The organism is Lysobacter firmicutimachus (genome assembly GCF_037027445.1).
Taxonomy (GTDB): Bacteria; Pseudomonadota; Gammaproteobacteria; order Xanthomonadales; family Xanthomonadaceae; genus Lysobacter; species Lysobacter firmicutimachus.
Map to the genome: position 1 here is coordinate 5,246,866 of NZ_JBANDL010000002.1, position 15,547 is coordinate 5,262,412.

The 15,547-nt window shown below is 68.1% G+C and carries 15 protein-coding genes; 11 read left to right on the plus strand and 4 right to left on the minus strand.

Annotation, left to right across the window (positions count from 1 at the left end; all coding sequences use genetic code 11):
* Positions 1-323 precede the first annotated feature (323 nt).
* Complete coding sequence (locus V2J18_RS22605; RefSeq protein ID WP_336132984.1) at positions 324-935, plus strand: LuxR C-terminal-related transcriptional regulator; 612 nt, start codon at positions 324-326, stop codon at positions 933-935.
* Between the two features lie 241 nt (positions 936-1,176).
* The gene (locus V2J18_RS22610) at positions 1,177-2,385 is read left to right on the plus strand and encodes an ATP dependent DNA ligase (protein WP_336132985.1); all 1,209 of its coding nucleotides are present in this window, start codon (positions 1,177-1,179) and stop codon (positions 2,383-2,385) included.
* A gap of 193 nt (positions 2,386-2,578) precedes the next feature.
* Here V2J18_RS22610 and V2J18_RS22615 read toward each other — a convergent pair whose 3' ends face one another.
* The 3 genes from V2J18_RS22615 to V2J18_RS22625 form a co-directional block, all read right to left on the minus strand.
* A complete protein-coding gene (locus tag V2J18_RS22615) occupies positions 2,579-2,845 on the minus strand; it encodes a hypothetical protein (RefSeq protein ID WP_336132986.1) in 267 nt (88 codons plus the stop codon).
* 84 nt (positions 2,846-2,929) lie between these two features.
* On the minus strand, positions 2,930-3,211 hold the full coding sequence (locus tag V2J18_RS22620; protein ID WP_064747396.1) for a DUF2218 domain-containing protein: 282 nt from the start codon (positions 3,209-3,211) through the stop codon (positions 2,930-2,932).
* Between the two features lie 37 nt (positions 3,212-3,248).
* The gene (locus tag V2J18_RS22625; RefSeq protein WP_064747397.1) at positions 3,249-3,980 is read right to left on the minus strand and encodes a DsbA family protein; all 732 of its coding nucleotides are present in this window, start codon (positions 3,978-3,980) and stop codon (positions 3,249-3,251) included.
* Between the two features lie 157 nt (positions 3,981-4,137).
* Between V2J18_RS22625 and V2J18_RS22630 the strand changes: the two genes are divergently transcribed.
* The 8 genes from V2J18_RS22630 (at position 4,138) to V2J18_RS22665 (ending at position 13,836) form a co-directional block, all read left to right on the plus strand.
* Positions 4,138-5,034 (plus strand): LysR family transcriptional regulator, encoded by an 897-nt coding sequence (locus V2J18_RS22630; protein WP_336132989.1) that lies wholly within the window; start codon positions 4,138-4,140, stop codon positions 5,032-5,034.
* 918 nt (positions 5,035-5,952) lie between these two features.
* A complete protein-coding gene (locus tag V2J18_RS22635) occupies positions 5,953-9,564 on the plus strand; it encodes a DUF6923 family protein (protein ID WP_336132991.1) in 3,612 nt (1,203 codons plus the stop codon).
* 106 nt (positions 9,565-9,670) lie between these two features.
* Positions 9,671-10,879: an enoyl-ACP reductase FabV gene (fabV, locus tag V2J18_RS22640; protein WP_064749872.1), complete on the plus strand. Its 1,209-nt coding sequence runs from the start codon at positions 9,671-9,673 to the stop codon at positions 10,877-10,879.
* Between the two features lie 621 nt (positions 10,880-11,500).
* Entirely contained in the window at positions 11,501-12,244 is a 744-nt protein-coding gene (locus tag V2J18_RS22645; RefSeq protein ID WP_336132993.1) for a class I SAM-dependent methyltransferase, read from the plus strand.
* Between the two features lie 257 nt (positions 12,245-12,501).
* Positions 12,502-12,945: a hypothetical protein gene (locus V2J18_RS22650; RefSeq protein ID WP_336132995.1), complete on the plus strand. Its 444-nt coding sequence runs from the start codon at positions 12,502-12,504 to the stop codon at positions 12,943-12,945.
* A 123-nt stretch (positions 12,946-13,068) separates the two neighbouring features.
* Entirely contained in the window at positions 13,069-13,323 is a 255-nt protein-coding gene (locus V2J18_RS22655; RefSeq protein ID WP_064749869.1) for a hypothetical protein, read from the plus strand.
* A gap of 80 nt (positions 13,324-13,403) precedes the next feature.
* Positions 13,404-13,526, plus strand: coding sequence for a hypothetical protein (locus tag V2J18_RS22660; protein WP_261370227.1), 123 nt, complete (start codon positions 13,404-13,406; stop codon positions 13,524-13,526).
* A gap of 10 nt (positions 13,527-13,536) precedes the next feature.
* Positions 13,537-13,836, plus strand: a complete 300-nt coding sequence (locus tag V2J18_RS22665; RefSeq protein WP_064749868.1) for a hypothetical protein — start codon at positions 13,537-13,539, stop codon at positions 13,834-13,836.
* An 82-nt stretch (positions 13,837-13,918) separates the two neighbouring features.
* Here V2J18_RS22665 and V2J18_RS22670 read toward each other — a convergent pair whose 3' ends face one another.
* A complete protein-coding gene (locus V2J18_RS22670) occupies positions 13,919-14,839 on the minus strand; it encodes a hypothetical protein (RefSeq protein WP_336132997.1) in 921 nt (306 codons plus the stop codon).
* A 342-nt stretch (positions 14,840-15,181) separates the two neighbouring features.
* Here V2J18_RS22670 and V2J18_RS22675 point away from each other — a divergent pair, with 342 nt between their 5' ends.
* A complete protein-coding gene (locus tag V2J18_RS22675) occupies positions 15,182-15,415 on the plus strand; it encodes a hypothetical protein (RefSeq protein ID WP_141233610.1) in 234 nt (77 codons plus the stop codon).
* Positions 15,416-15,547 lie beyond the last annotated feature (132 nt).

Here is a 15,547-nt window from a genome sequence, read left to right on the forward strand (position 1 = left end):
AGGCGCTGGTAGGTCGTTGCCGATGCGGCGACGCTGCGCACGACTATCGCACGCGCGGCGCGCATTGCGGCCGCGCGCGCAAGCGCGAGCCGCACGCACGCGTCCACGCGCGTGGCCGTTCGCGCCGATTGCGCTACTGCAGGTTTCGCGCGCGTGCATGCCGTCACCGCGCTCAACGAATGTGCGGCGATAAACATTTTGATTCCTGCGCGCTGTCGGCCCACAATCCGCGCCCCAACACGCGACACGGATGCGGCATCCGCCGCGGCGAGACGGCAACGCGACCGCTTCGCTCCATCCGAGCATCGCGCAGCGAACCAGCCATGATCCGAGTCCTCATCGTCGTCGACCTGCCCTTGCTCGGCAGTGGCCTGCGCTCGATTCTCGACCGCGAACCGGACCTGACCGCGACCGCGGAAATCGCGCCGGAACGGTTGAATGCGTTGATTCCGGCGCAGATCGACGCCGACCTGGCGCTGTGCGCGCTGGAGCGCGGCGACAGCGACGGCGTGCGCGCGGTGCGCCGATTGCTGCAATTGCGCTCGAATCTGCGCATCGTCTATTTCGCCGCCGCCGACGTGGCGGTGCCTGCGGCGCTGCTGGATGCCGGCGTGCACGGCTACCTCGCGCGCGGTTGCGATGCGCGCACCCTGGTCTACGCCCTGCGTCGTGTCGCCGGCGGCCACGACCACATCGACGCCTCGCTGCCGCGCAGCGTGCTGCTCGGTCTGTCGCCGTTCCGGCGCTTGAGCGCACGCGAACGCGAAGTCGCCTTGCTGACCGTGCAGGACTACAGCACCCGCGGCATCGCCGAACTGCTCGGCGTCGACGAGAGCACGGTGCGCACGGTGCGCTCGCGCGCCTATCGCAAGCTCGGCCTGCGCAGCGCGGTCGGCCTGAGCCGGCTGGCCGACAAACACGGCTTCGGCCAGTGAGGTCCATCGGGCCGGCGATGTGGGTGAAGCGTGAAAACCCTTTCGATTCCGAACGCGATCGACGCGTGGTCCGCACGGCCGCCCCGAGCTGAACGAGTCAGCTTGGCCGCCCGCGTCCGACTCGCGCACGGCTGCGCCGCCTTGCGATTGCCGTCACGAACGCAAGCGCGCCGGCGCTGCATTGTGTAGCCGACGCACTGCGGTCGATGCGGCCGCAAGACAAGCATCCGGGGGGCGTTGCTTGCGCAGAGCACTGGACCGACTGGAACCGGACGACCCGCGCCAGACCGCCGGCGACGGCGACGGACGGCCTGCCGATTTCGAAACCCGCTCACCGCCGCCGCGCGCGCGGGCCGCGGCGCAAAGCCGCCTGCGTACCCAGGCCGTGCCGCGGCGCGTGGCCGGTGCCCGACCGGCGCCGTTGGCGCGTTCTCGCGGCGAAGTCGAATGGAGCGAAATCGCCGCGACCCTGCTCGGCGCGCGCCGCGCCGGCCTGATCTGGCCGCCGGCGCCGGCGCAGCAGGCAGTGCTCGGCCGGGCGATGCCGACGGGGCCGCGCTGGCTGCACGAGATCCTGTGGAAAGGGCAGCGCCTGAGCGCGCTGATCGTCGACGGCGAGGCCCGGCTGTGGGCCGAAAACGGCGAGGAACGCAGCGACGCTTACCCGGGCATCGTCCTGACCCTGCAGCAATTGGGCTTGCAGCAGGCGCACCTGGACGGCGTGCTGATCGCCGATCCGGGCCTGCGCGAGCGCTACCGCACCGCAGCTCCAACGGCCGGCTTGGAACGGCGGCCGGCGGCGACCCTGATCCTGTTCGACCTGCTGCATGTGGACGGGGTCGACATCGAGCAGTCGCCCCTGGTCGACCGCAAGACCGTGCTCGAGCTGATGCTGCGCCAGGCCCCGCGCGGGCTGGAATACGGCACCCACATCCTCGGCAGCGGCAAGGCCGCCCTGGCATTGGCGCTGAGCCAGCACCTGGAAGGGGTGATCTGCAAGCGCGCGTTCGGTCGTCACGTGCAGGGGCCGAGCCCGGACTGGCGGCGGATCGGCTTGCTCCAGTTCGGCCAGTTCGCGATCGTCGGCTACACGCCGGCCGACCCGGCGGCGCGGCGGCCGGCCACGTTGCTGCTCGGCCGGCCCAAGGGCCAGACCGGTTGGCGCTATGTCGGCCGGGTCGCGGTCGAGGCCGGCAGCGAATTCGAACGCGAACTATTGCCGCGGCTGGTCGCGGCGGCGCGGCGACGGGTCACCTTCGGCCCTGACGTCGATCCGATCGAGGACGCGGTGTGGTGCAACCCGCGCCTGGTGGTCGAAGTGCGCAGCCACGGCTTCAACAGCAAAGGCCTGTTGCGCCAGCCGGGACTGCAAGCCTGGCGCCGCGAACGCAAGGTCGCCGAGCTGCGCCTGCCGGCTTCGACCCGCCGGCGTTCGTCCCGGCGCGATTGAGCCGGCTGCGCCGCGCGCCGCAACGGGCTGAACCGATGGCCTGAATCCGCAGCGTTGTGGCTGTCGGCACACGACAGGATGTGACGCAGAAGTGTGCCCCTGTTCGCTCTGCGTCAGTGTTTCATCTGCCCGTGCCGGCCCTGGACCCCGGTTTGCAAGGCTTCCGCAGATGGCATGATTTTTGTGACCATTGTCACTGAATAATGCTCGCAGCGAGGCCCCCGGTGGGCCGATGGACCTCCAAAAAGCCGGACGACGACGAAGGCGGGCGCAAACCCTCGCGCGCCTCGGTGATCGCTTTGGTCTGCGCCACTGCCTTGGCGGTGGTCGCCGCGCTGTTGGCCAGCCGCAGCCAGGCCGGCCCGGCCCCGGCGGCGCAGGGCCCGGCCGCCCGGACCGCACCTGCCGGCCCGCGTTGAATCATCGCGGCGTTGGGCCGGTCGAGGCCGTATCGCGGCATGGCCCGGCATTCCCTGGATGCCGACTTCGCGGGCATCACGGCTTGGGGACGCGCCGCTTTACCCACCCGCCGTCATCCGCGCCGCTACCGCCATTCGGCAGTGAGCGCCTCCTCGCGCGCGAAGCGCTGCAGGTGCTCCAGCACCACGCCTTGCAATGAAATCAGGCGCGCCGCATCGGCGGCGGCGAGTTCGAGCTCGAGGCGCTCATCGGCGGCGGTGGCGTCCAGGCGGGCGTCGGCGTCGAACACGATGCGGGCGCGGTCGTCGGCGTACTCGACCGCGAACTTGTGCCGCCAGTGATTGCACAGCGTGCGCAACAGCTTGCGCGCCTGGGCGCTGGCGATTCGGGCATGAGCGGTGGGCATGGCGTTTCCTCGATGGCGATGCAGCGGGCAGCGAAGGTCAGGCGGGCAGGGCGCAGCCGTCGGCGGCGCAGCCGAACGCGGCCGGCGCCGCGGCGCGCAGGCCGGCCAGGCGTTCGAGCAGATGTGCGCGCCAGGCCTCCGGTTGGCCCAGATACCGGCCGATGTCGAGCGATGCGGCGGTCGAGCCGCCGACCTCCAGCGCCACGGTCGGGAAGCCGTGACCGCCCAGCCGGCGCAGCAGGCCGCGACTGGCCTCGATGTGGGCCTGGCTCGGCGCGCCGAGCTGCGCCGCGAAGGCGATATCGAAGGCGTCCCCGTCCAGGCCGAGTTCGAGCGCGAGCGCGCGCAGGGTCGCCGGCTCGGCGATGCGCCGGCCGTGCTGGTAGTGCGCACGCTGGATTCGCTGCAGCAATTCCAGGCCGCGCCCGCCCAGGGTGTGCGCCGCCAGCACGGCGGCGATCGGCGGTTCGGAGTCGAGCAGCGCCGCTTCGTCGAGCAGCAGCCCGTCGAAGTAGGCTTCGCCGAACGGCTGGCCGCTGAGCTGGGCGATGCGGCGATCGTGCGGCAGCACGTACTCGCGCCAGTCGCGGCCGACGTGCCGGCGTTGCGCGCCGGCCATCATGCCGCCGGCGTGCAGTTCGATCGCCAGCCCGGGCAGACGGGCAGCGGTGGCGATCAGCGGGGCGACGGCGTAGCACCAGCCGCACAGCGGATCGTAAAGGTAGTGCAGGCGGGCGACCGGCGCGGTCGTGGCGGGGGCGGTGGTCATGGCAGATCCTGGATGTCGGCCGCGTGGCGGCTTGGGCGGCGGCGGGTCGCCGCTGCCGGGCAGGAGTGCACGATAGTTGAGTGAAACGGCGCAAAAAATGCCGTACAAGCGAAATATTTGTTGATCGAATCGCGCAGATATGGACCGGATCACCGCCATGACCGTCTTCGTCGAGGTCGCCGAACGCGGCAGCCTGACCGCCGCCGCCGAGGCCCTGGACATGTCCCGGGCGATGGCCACGCGCTATCTGGCCGCGCTCGAGGACTGGCTGGGCGCACGCGTCCTGCACCGCACCACCCGCCGGCTCAGCCTGACCCCGGCCGGCGAGGTGGCGCTGGACCGCTGCCGGCGCATGCTCGCGGTCGGGGACGAACTCAAGAGCGCGCTGACCGATGCCGAAGGCGTGCCGCACGGACAACTGCGGCTGACCTGCAGCACCTCGCTCGGGCTCAGCCATCTCGCCGGCGCCGTGTCCGATTTCGTCCGCCGCTATCCGGGCGCGGCGGTCGACGTGGTCCTGGCCGACCGCGCGGTCAACCTGGTCGAAGAGCGCATCGACGTCGCCATCCGCATCAGCCGCAGCCTGGAGCCGGGCCTGATCGCGCGCCGCATCACCGTCTGCCGTTCGGTGCTGTGCGCCGCGCCGGCCTATCTGACCGCCTGCGGCCTGCCGCACCGGCCGGCCGATCTGGCCACGCACAATTGCCTCACCCATCACTACGTCGGCAAGAGCCTGTGGTCGCTGCATCGCGACGGCCAGACCGACGCGGTCGCGGTGGAAGGTTCGATCAGCGCCAACGACGCCACCCTGATCGCCCAGGCGGTGCGCGCCGGCGCCGGCATCGGCCTGCTGCCGACCTATCTGGTCGCGCCGATGCTGCGGGCCGGCGAACTGGTGCGGGTGCTGCCGGACTATGCGCCCGACGAGATGGGCGTGTTCGGCGTGTACCTGTCGCGCCGGCAGATGCCGCTGATCGTGCGCGCCTTCCTCGACTTCCTGGTCGAACGTTTCGGCGAAGAACCCGAGTGGGACCGGGCACTGGGGCTGGCCTGAGCGAAGGCCGGCAAGACGCAGGCGACACTCTGCGGCCGGCGCGGCCGTAGGCTGCGGAACTGATAGTCCCGCAGGCCGCAGGCGCAACTGCATGCCGAAGTCGGCCTAACTTGGACAGGGCGATGTAGCGGTCACCTGTCGATTCGTCACTCATCAAGCCGGAAAAGCACACTGCTCGTGATCGAACGCCGACGACCGATCCTACGCGGTTCCTGTGGGCCGATTAGCGCGCTCTGGGTTCGTTGGCGTATGAGAGTGGTTTGGAGTTGGCTCAAAAGCCTTATTCGATAGGAATACAGGCAAGAACAAGAGAGAAGGCCCGCTGAGTCCGTTTACCGCCCGTCGGGACTCACGGTACCTCACATCGGGTGCCCGGCCGGACTGAGATCTATCCGGAGTCTTTTTGGGTTACTTTGTAAAAAATCGTGATATCAATCACATTTATGATTAGAGTTCAGTCGCATAAAAAGCAGGCGGAGATCCGATCGGAAAGCCGTTTGACTCGCGATTGTCCCGCTCCGGTCTGCTATTCACCACGGCGTGCGCTAGTGTGCTTGAGATCATTATCGCGGCCAACGCACGCCAAGACGAACGGAATCGACGACTAGCCAATCGCAGTTCTTTGGGCAAAGCACTTTGAAGGTCAGGGGGATAAAAGTGCCTATGAAGCAACTTATCGGCGAAGGTGCGGCACCGTCCCGAATTCGGACGTTCGCAACGATTTGCTCCGCGCTTTTCTTAGCTTTCGTCGGCGACGCGAACGCCCAGTTCAAGGTAGGAGCGACCTTCAGGAACGCTACCGAGCCTGGCTGGACCATATCCGGTACCAACAACGTAGGCACCGACGACAGCGGCATCCTGACCGGCGGCTACGGTGCGATTCCGAACAATGTCAACGACCCGGTTGGGAACGGCTGGTTGCGCCTTTCGACCAACCAGGTCAATCAATCCGGTACGGCGCTGTACACCGGCGCCACCTTTCCATCGACGCAAGGCGTTGTCGCCGAGTTCGACTACGTCAGTTGGGGCGGAACCGGCGCCGACGGTCTGAGTTTCTTCCTCTACGATGCGGCTTCGAACATGGCCGGCGCGGGTACCGGCGGGGCCTTGGGCTATTGCGCCGGAGCCGGCGGGTATCTCGGCATCGGGCTGGACGAATGGGGCAACTATTCCAACACGGGCGGCAATTCGTGCGCATCGGCTACCGGCATTGGATACGTTCCAGATAGCGTGGCGGTACGAGGCCCTGTTTCCAGCGGTAATCCCTATGTCGGTGGACAAACGCTCGCAGCGGGCATCGACGACCCCGGAGTCTTGGCCCGCCCCAGCATCAATCGCGTGCGGGTCGCCTTGGTTCCAAACGGTACCGGGGGATATCGCGTGAGCGTCGGCCTAGGCACGACGGCGACCAACATCGTCAACGTACTGAGCAATCTGAACTTTCCGTACGCAGCACCGACGAATCTGCGCATGGGCTTTGCCAGTGCGACCGGCGATGAAACCAATATCCACGAAATCCGCAACGTAACGGCTTCGGTGCCGGCGGACGTCGCCGTCACCAAGACTGTCGCTTCCGCCACGCTGTTTCGCGGCCAGACGCAGACCTACACCGTGGTCGTGCGCAACAACGATATCAATCCCGTCGATCCGGGAGACCAGTCGCCTCCGATCAACGCCGCCAACGCGCCGGACATCTCCGACGCCTTGCCGGCCCAGTTGCAGAGCGTCAGTTGGACCTGCGCCGCCTCCGCCGGCTCGACCTGCCCCGCCGCCAGCGGTACCGGCAACATCGCCATCGCAGGCGGCTACACCTTGGCCACCGGCGGGCAACTGACATTCACGATCACGGGCACGGTTGCCGCCACCGCAACTTGCGGCGCGACCGTCACCAACACGGCGACGGCGGACTTCTCCGCGACGGACGGCTTCTCCGATATCAACGTCAATAACAACAGCGCAAGCGCCGTTTTTACGGTGGCTTGCGCCGATCTGGCCATCAGCAAGACCAACAATCAGACGATCTATGCGCCCGGCCAGTCGATCAGCTATGTACTGGTTGCGAGCAACGCCGGTCCCGCAGCGGTGACGAACGCGGTCTTCGCCGATCCGGCCATCGCGAACTTCAACGTCACCGGCGTGACCTGCGCCAGCCCGGTAGGCGGTGCTGTCTGCCCCGCGGTAGGAGGCGCACCCGGACAGCTGTCGATAGCGAACATGCAAGGAAGCGGGGTGAACATTCCGTCCCTGCCCACGGGAGGTAGCGTTACCTTCACCGTCTCCGGAACCGTGGCTTCCAACGCGACCGGCAATTTGACCAATACCGCGCAGATCGCGTTGCCGAACGGCGGTGTCGACAGCACTCCAGCCAATAATACCGCGTCCGACACCGACACTCCCCAGCCCAATTTCGGAGTGTGCGACTCGCGGCTGTGGCTGGAGCAGTCGCCGGGCGCGCCGACGCCGACCACGCTGTACCAGATCAACACCAACGCCAATCCACTGACATTCACGCCGATCGGCGCTGCCAACTTGCTGTACAACGCAGTGGGCTACAACCCCAGCGACAACTATCAGTACGGCTTGGTGACGACCAACACCAACACCCTGGTCAAAATCGGCGCCGACGGCAGCGCAATCAGCCTCGGCGCGGTCAGCGGCCTGCCGGTGGCGACCTATATCAGCGGCGCGTTCGGTACCGCCGGCAACATCCTGTACGTCAAGGACAACGTCGCCGCCGGCACGACCATGTACGCGATCAACGTGACCACGTTGACCGCGACCGCGATTCCTCTCAGTACGGCGATCAACATTGCCGACTGGGCTTGGGTCAATGGCCTGCTCTATAGCGTGACCAACGGCGGCCAACTGGTGTCGGTCAATCCGACCACCGGCGCGGTGACCAGCATCGGCGCGCCGAACGGGCTGCCGGCCGGCTTCTTCGGCGCGATCTACGGCGCGCCCAACGGCCTCTACGGTTCGGGCAACAACCCGCCCAGCGGTTTCTATAAGTTCGACCTGGCCACCGGAGCGGCGACGCTGATCAGCGGCGCGCCGGGCTCCAGCGCGAACGACGGCTCCAATTGTCCGACCGCCAACATCACCTTCGGCGCCGACCTGCAGATCACCAAGACCAACACGCCCGCCTCGGGGCCGAACGATCTGGCCAACGACCGCTACACGCCGGGCACGGCGCGCACCTACACCGTCGTGGTCACCAACGCCGGACCGTTCGGCGCCGCCAATGCGGTGTTTACCGATCCGGCGATCGCCAACTTCACGGTGAGCTCGGTGACTTGCGGCAGCCCGACCGGGGGCGGCGTCTGCCCGAGCGTAGCCAACACCACCGTGGCGTTGATGCAGGGCGGCGGCATCGTGATTCCGTCGCTGCCGTACAGCAGCAACACGTCGAGCAGCGTCACCTTCACCGTGACCGGCACCATCGCCGCCGGGGCGACCGGCGCGCTGACCAACGTCGCCAACATCGCGGCTGGCGCCGGCACCAGCGACGCCACGCCGGGCAACAACAGCGCCACCGATACCGACACGCCGACCGGCACGATCGTGATCGTCAAGGACGCGGTGCCCAACGACGCTCAAGACTTCGCCTTCACCACCACCGGCACTGGCTTGAGCGCGTTCAGCCTCGACGACGATGCCGACGGTACCCTGCAGAACACGCGCACGTTCACCGGGCTGGAACCGGGCAGCTACGGCGTGACCGAGGCCGTGACCGCCGGCTGGAGCCTGACCGCCTTGAGCTGCAGCGATCCGGACAACGGCACCGTCGTCGACTTGACCAATCGGCTGGCGACGATCGACATCGACTCGGGCGAGACGGTCACCTGCACCTACACCAACGGCCGCCTGCCGATCCTGCGCTTGCAGAAGGCGTTGCCGCTGGGCCGCTTCGTCGCCGCCGACCAGTTCGCGTTGAGCATCGCCGGCAGCGGCGGTCCGGCGAGCGTCACCACCACCGGCAGCGGGACCACCGCGACCGGCGCGGCGACGTTGAACCCCGGCGCGATCGGAGCGGCCTACACCTTCTCCGAAGCGGCCGCCGCCGGCGCCGATCTGGCCAACTACGCCGGCACCTATGCCTGCACCAATGCCCTGGCCGGCGGCCAGGCGCCGAGCGGCAGCGGCACGACGTTCAACCTGACCGCCGCGGCCGGCGACGATCTCAGCTGCACGTTCACCAATACCCGCAATCCGATCGCCGATCTGTCGATCACCAAGACCAACACGCCCGGCTCGGGCCCGAACGATCAGGCCGGCGACACCCTGACCCGCGGCGCGAGCACGACCTACACGATCGTCGTCACCAACAACGGCCCCGACACGGTCGCCGGCGCGATCCTGGTCGACCCCCCCGGCGGCCGCAGCGGCCTGAGCTGCACCGCGCCGCCGGTCTGCACCGGTGCGGCCTGTCCGGCCGGGTTGACCCTGGCGCAGTTGGAAAGCGGCGTGGCGCTGGGCGCCCTGGCCAACGGTGCGACAGTGACGGTCACGCTGAGCTGCACGGTCAACTGAGGCCGGCGACTGTACGCGAGCGTGTGGCGGCGGCGGTGTGCAGGACTATTGCACACCGGCCGCAGCCACTAAGATGCCGCCGTTGCCCCACAGACGAGATACGGCGTTGATCATCCATCCCAAGGTTCGCGGCTTCATCTGCACCACCACGCACCCGCTCGGCTGCGAGCTCAACGTGCGCGACCAGATCCAGGCCACCCGCGCCCGCGGCACGCGCCAGGACGGTCCGAAGAAGGTGCTGGTGATCGGCGCGTCCAGCGGCTACGGTCTGGCCGCACGCATTTCCGCCGCGTTCGGCTTCGGTGCCGACACCCTCGGCGTGTTCTTCGAAAAGCCCGGTAGCGAGAAGAAGCCCGGCACCGCCGGCTGGTACAACGCTGCCGCGTTCGACAAGTTCGCCAAGGCCGAGGGCCTGTACTCGCGTTCGATCAACGGCGACGCCTTCTCCGATGAAGTGCGTGCCCAAGCCATCGAGCTGATCAGGAACGAAATGGGCGGTCAGGTCGACCTGGTGGTGTATTCGCTGGCGTCGCCGGTGCGCAAGCTGCCCTCGACCGGCGAAGTGAAGCGCTCGGCGCTCAAGCCGATCGGCAGCACCTACACTTCCACCGCGATCGACACCAACAAAGACCAGATCGTCCAGGCCTCGATCGAGCCGGCCAGCGAGCAGGAGATCGAAGACACCGTCACGGTGATGGGCGGCCAGGACTGGGAGCTGTGGATCGACGCCCTGGCCGACGCCGGCGTGCTCGCTCCGGGCGCGCGCAGCGTGGCCTTCAGCTACATCGGCACCGAAATCACCTGGCCGATCTATTGGCACGGCGCGCTCGGGCGGGCCAAGCTCGACCTCGACGCCACCGCGCAGCGCCTGGATGCGCGCCTGCGCGCGCACGGCGGCGGCGCGGCCAATGTGGCGGTGCTGAAGTCGGTGGTGACCCAGGCCAGCTCGGCGATCCCGGTGATGCCGCTGTACATCTCGCTGGTGTTCAAGGTGATGAAGGAAAAGGGCTTGCACGAGGGCCCGATCGAGCAGCTCGACCGCTTGTTCCGCGAGCGCATGTATCGCCAGGACGGCCAGCCGCCGGCGACCGACGAGCAGCGGCGCCTGCGCCTGGACGACTGGGAACTACGCGAAGACGTGCAGAACGAATGCAAGGCGCTGTGGCCGCAAGTGACCACCGACAACCTGTTCCAGCTCACCGACTACGCCGGCTATAAGCACGAGTTCCTCAAGCTGTTCGGCTTCGAGCGCGCCGATGTCGATTACGACGCCGACGTCGATCCGGACGTGCGCTTCGACTGCATCGAGTTGTAATCGCCCGCCGCTGGCGCGCGGACCGGCAACGAGGCGCGACACGGGGCAGACTCCGACGACGGGCCTGCCCCGTTCGTTTAGGGGGAGCGTGGCGTTTCCCGGCCCGCGGTGGCGTGGCTTTAAAGTGTCGAGCGGCTTGCCGCGGACGTTCGGTCGTGCCGGATTTGCGGCCGTTCGTCGGCGGACGGCTCGCCGCTGCCTTCGTGGAACCGGAGTTGAATTGATTAAAGCAACGGCTGGCCAAGGCTTGCTGATGTCCTTCTGGCGCCGTTCGGCATCGGTACCGGCGTCCGTGTGCCTTCTTGGCACTCGCAGAGCGGAATGGCGACGGTAAAATTGTGACATTCATTGCCGTATTTGCCGAGTAGCAATCGGAGGCCGGCTTGATTCACGCCGCATCCGCGGCGGCGCGCACGCGCAAGCCGCGACATCGGGCGCCCGAGGAGGGGCCTCCGCCGTGCTTCGCCATCGCCGCGGCCGAAGGCGCCGGCTTGGCCGCGGTCGCAATGTGAGTCTTGGTGAGTCCGGCCGTCGCGCGCGCATGCTTTGCTCTGCGCCCGCACGGTCGCGCGGCCGTTGTGCCATGTCGGCCGGCGCGGCCGACGAGCCGGAGAATCGCAGATGAGTCAGCAAGCGGCGGCGCAGTTCGATGCCTTGGCGGCGATGTACGAGGACATGGCGACGTGGCCGTTCCGTCGCGACATGGAAATCCCCAACGTGCTTGCGGTGCTCGGCGACCTGCACAACCGCGACGTGCTCGACTTCGGCTGCGGCAACGGCATGTACGCGCGCTGGATGAAGCAGCGCGGCGCGCGCCGGGTGGTCGGCTACGACCTCTCCGAGGGCATGCTGGACTACGCGCGCCGCCAGGAGGCGCAGCAGCCGCTCGGCATCGACTACGTGTCCGAACTGGGTCCGGCTTGCGACGGCGCGTTCGACCTGGTGCTGTCGGTGTACGTGCTGCCCTACGCGACCAATGCCGACGAACTGTTCGGGATGTGCGCGGCGATGGCGCGCGCGCTCAAGCCCGGCGGCCGGCTGGTGACGCTGCCGATTCATCCCGACTACGTGCGCCAGCGCGACTACTACGAGCGCTACGGCTTCCGCATGATGCCGGACGGCGCCGATATCGATGGCGGCAAGGTGCGCCTGGAGTTGTGCAAGCCGCCGTTCGACGTCAGCGTCACCGCCTACTACTGGAGCAAGGAAAGCCTGGAGTCGGCGATGCATCAGGCCGGCCTGTCGCCGGTGCAATGGGTGCAGCACGGCCTGCTCGGCGGCGACCGCCACGAGGCCGCCGACCGCTTCATGCGCGCCTACTGGCAAAGGCCGCACGCGGCGATCCTGCACTGCTGCCGCAACTGAGGCGACGCACCGCAGCGCCGGACGCACGTCCGACCGTGCGTCCGGTTTCGCCGCCGCCAATCCGTTTGGCGCAACGGAAAAGCGTTCGCGCGCGCCTGCGCCCACGGTCCTACGACCTTAGACGAACGCGCTCGCACCGCACGGTTTAACACCGGCGATGGGTCTACACCGATGCACGCGAACTCCGTCGATGCCGCCGCGTCGACGCGGCGTCGCCTGCGGGGCTCGCATCGTCGACCATCCGTGAGGACGCAATCATGAAACGCAGCATCATCCAAGCTTGTACGCCGGTCGTCGTCCTGGCCGCACTGTCGTGCCTGCCCGGCACTTCGCGAGCGGTGGCGTGCTACGGCTACATCAATGCCGACGGCACGATGCGCATGTCCGAACAGGACGTTCCCGATCGCTGGAGCACCTGTCGCGTGCACAGTTCGAACCGGCGGGGGACGGGAGTGTACTGGGTATGGATCGAGAATGGCGAGATCAGCGACCGTATCTGGACCCGCTCGACCTATTGCAGCGGGACGATCAGCCACCCCGGCACACAGAGTTCGAGCCTGACCTTCTGGCCGAGCATCCTGCCCAATCCGCACAGCAGCGGCGAAACCACGGTGTGGACCGTGCGCACTTTCGATCACCTCGGCGTTCCGGCGGACCGCGATTTCTTCCTGGTCTGCGCCGCCAGCGACCCGCCGCGTTGAGCCGGCGGCGGACATGACGCAACACGGGCGACGGGCCGGACACCGTCGCCCGACCGACCAACGGCAAGAAATTGCACGCTCCGACCCGGGAGGATGAATCATCTCCCCGCATAGGAGCAGTCGATGAGCAAGCACCTGCTGATGCTCACTACGGTATCGGGGCGGGCAAGCTCGGTGGATGTGGTCGGCGACCTCGCGCGCAGGGCGATGGCGCGTGTGCCGGAGGTCCGCAACTTCCGGATCGAGCGCCAGACCGAGTTGGAGGCGACGGTCAGTTTCGAAACCGATCGTTCCGACTGGCCCGGCCGGCTGGTACCCGAGTTGAAGTCCAGCGGACTGGTGCTGATCTACGCCGAGCTCAGCGACTGGTTGCCTTGATCCACAAAAAAGCACATTCGCAGGCTGGCACGGATTTTGTGAGTTGAATCACAAAACCCATGAGGTCTGCGGAGCAGCGAATGGACGATATTCCCGAACCCCGGATCGAGCGCGCGATCGGTTCATCGTCGGTCGCTGCCTGGACGGTGGCGTTCTTCCTGGTCCTGGTCGCCGTTCTGGTCGCCGGCACGCAGCTGGCCTGAGCCGGACGATATGCGCAGCCCCTCGAAGAAGATGCGCGGCCCCGGCCGGGGCGCGCCGGCCCTGGCGCGCGCCGTCGCCGAGCTGGCGAAGGCCGCGCTGTGCGGCCTGGCCGCCTTCGTCGCGTGCGCGGCCTGGCACCCAGACCGTCGGCCGGCGCCGGGCCTGTCGGTTCTCTCGCCCTTGGCGAGCGCTCCCACCGCGGCGATGACGGTCGAGGTTCCACCGCCGGCGTCGCTGTCGCAGCGGATGGGCACCTGCGTCCCGGCTGCGTTGAGGGCGGTGCGACTGAGCGATCGCGTCACAGACTGACCCGTCGCGACCCCTGTCGGCGATCAGCGTCAAATGTGCCAATTGAAACAGTAACGCCGCAGCGCGAGCGGTACGAGCCGCCTCAGTCCTTGCCCGGCTTGCCCGATGCGGGCATCTCGCCGTACAGCGTGCAGATCAGGCGTTGATCGCGGACGTGGAACAGCTCCGGCTCTTGCGCGTCCTGCTCGCCGATGAAGAACACCCAGGCCGCCTTGCCGCTGCCGCGATGCGCCTTGTGCTCCTGCACCAGCACCTCGACTTCGGTGCGCAGCGCATTGCGCGCCCGCGCGCTCCACGCCGCCCAGTGCACGCGAATGCGATACGGCCGCACCACCCGGCCGGCCTCGCGATCGCCGACGCTGAGCACGATCTCGAACCGCTCCGCGTCGTCCTCGTGTCGCGCGCTCCAGGCGATCTGGGTCAGCCAGACCTGGGCCTGCGCATAGCGGACCACGGCGTCGAACTTCAGTCGCCGGATCGCCTGGTCGTAGCTGCGGCCGGCGATGCCGTCGATGTGCAAGGGGCTGTTGCGATTGTAGGGAAAGCGGGCGTAGTCCTTGGCGATGCGGCGCAAGGTGTTGGCGGTGGTCGCGTGCCGTCGGGTACCGTCGGCCTCGCCCGCGTCGCCGCGAGCGGGCCGATGGCCGCGTGCCGCCTCGCGGCCGCCGTCGCCGGGCGTCGCCTGTGCCTCGCGCGGCGCGCGCAGCACCAGCCGGTTGGGCATGAACCCGGCGCGGCTGAGCTGCTCCTCGGGGATGCGCTCGGAGCGTGCGCGTTGCAGGCAGCCGTCTTCGTCCTGGGCGCCGCAGTCCGGGCGGTGGTCGACGTCCTTGGGCTTGAAGAAGTAGGGCCGCTTCTTGTTGATGTCCTTGCGGTAGGAGGCCGGGAACACCTGGATGTCGCAGCCGTGGCACTCGTAACGGCCGGGATCGACGACCTCGAGGTCCCACAGGTCCTCGGCATCGACCTCCTCGCCGGTAAGGGTATCCAGGGCCCGGTCCATCGTGCGTCTCCTTGCGGACTCAGTGCGGCGGCGCGCCGGTCGCCCGCAGCTTAGCCAAGCCGGCGGCGGCGTGGAGTGACCTGCGCCGCGATAGGCCGCGCGCGGGCGTCGATCGACGTGTGTGCCGTTCCCACGGCTGCGGCCACCCGCCGCGTGGGTTCGCAACTGCAGCTGCGACGGCGGCGGTACCGAAGCCCCCGCCGAATCGATGCGCGGCAGCGGCATATTGGGATATCTTCTGCTCGGGCGGTGGGCCGGTCAGACAGGGAGCGCGACGTAAGGAAACGTCGCAGGGCGATGCGCTACTTCGATGTCATCGAGGATACGTTGGGCCGATGGACCGTGAGAACGGACCCCGACGGATCGTCGGAGGGCCGTTACCCTTCGCGTGCCGACGCGATCGCCGCCGCCTGCGCCGCCGCGAAGATGCACCACCTAGACTCCGGCGCCAGCACTGCGGTGCGCCTGATTCATCCGCCCGACGACGACCAGATCCTGGTGCGCTATCTCTCGCCCGGCGAGCTCGACGCCCTGTGCTGGTTCGGCGACGACAGCCGCGGTCGGCACGGCTTCTGAGCTTCGGTCGTGGAGGGCGGCCGGCGGCGACTCGGCCGGCTGCGCTCCCGGTACGGGGCCACGGCCGGCACGTGCGTTTCCGGTACCCCGCCCAATCCCGGCAGGGGGCGAGCGGCGATGGGACATGCGCTC

Excerpts from the sequence above, each read along its gene's own strand:
- V2J18_RS22650 (WP_336132995.1), top strand. The coding sequence starts at position 12,502 with ATGAAACGCAGCATCATCCAAGCTTGTACGCCGGTCGTCGTCCTGGCC.
- V2J18_RS22625 (WP_064747397.1), bottom strand. The coding sequence starts at position 3,980 with ATGACCACCGCCCCCGCCACGACCGCGCCGGTCGCCCGCCTGCACTAC.
- V2J18_RS22670 (WP_336132997.1), bottom strand. The coding sequence starts at position 14,839 with ATGGACCGGGCCCTGGATACCCTTACCGGCGAGGAGGTCGATGCCGAG.
- V2J18_RS22615 (WP_336132986.1), bottom strand. The coding sequence starts at position 2,845 with ATGCCGCGATACGGCCTCGACCGGCCCAACGCCGCGATGATTCAACGC.
- V2J18_RS22645 (WP_336132993.1), top strand. The coding sequence starts at position 11,501 with ATGAGTCAGCAAGCGGCGGCGCAGTTCGATGCCTTGGCGGCGATGTAC.
- V2J18_RS22665 (WP_064749868.1), top strand. The coding sequence starts at position 13,537 with ATGCGCAGCCCCTCGAAGAAGATGCGCGGCCCCGGCCGGGGCGCGCCG.
- V2J18_RS22655 (WP_064749869.1), top strand. The coding sequence starts at position 13,069 with ATGAGCAAGCACCTGCTGATGCTCACTACGGTATCGGGGCGGGCAAGC.
- V2J18_RS22605 (WP_336132984.1), top strand. The coding sequence starts at position 324 with ATGATCCGAGTCCTCATCGTCGTCGACCTGCCCTTGCTCGGCAGTGGC.
- V2J18_RS22620 (WP_064747396.1), bottom strand. The coding sequence starts at position 3,211 with ATGCCCACCGCTCATGCCCGAATCGCCAGCGCCCAGGCGCGCAAGCTG.
- V2J18_RS22630 (WP_336132989.1), top strand. The coding sequence starts at position 4,138 with ATGACCGTCTTCGTCGAGGTCGCCGAACGCGGCAGCCTGACCGCCGCC.
- V2J18_RS22660 (WP_261370227.1), top strand. The coding sequence starts at position 13,404 with ATGGACGATATTCCCGAACCCCGGATCGAGCGCGCGATCGGTTCATCG.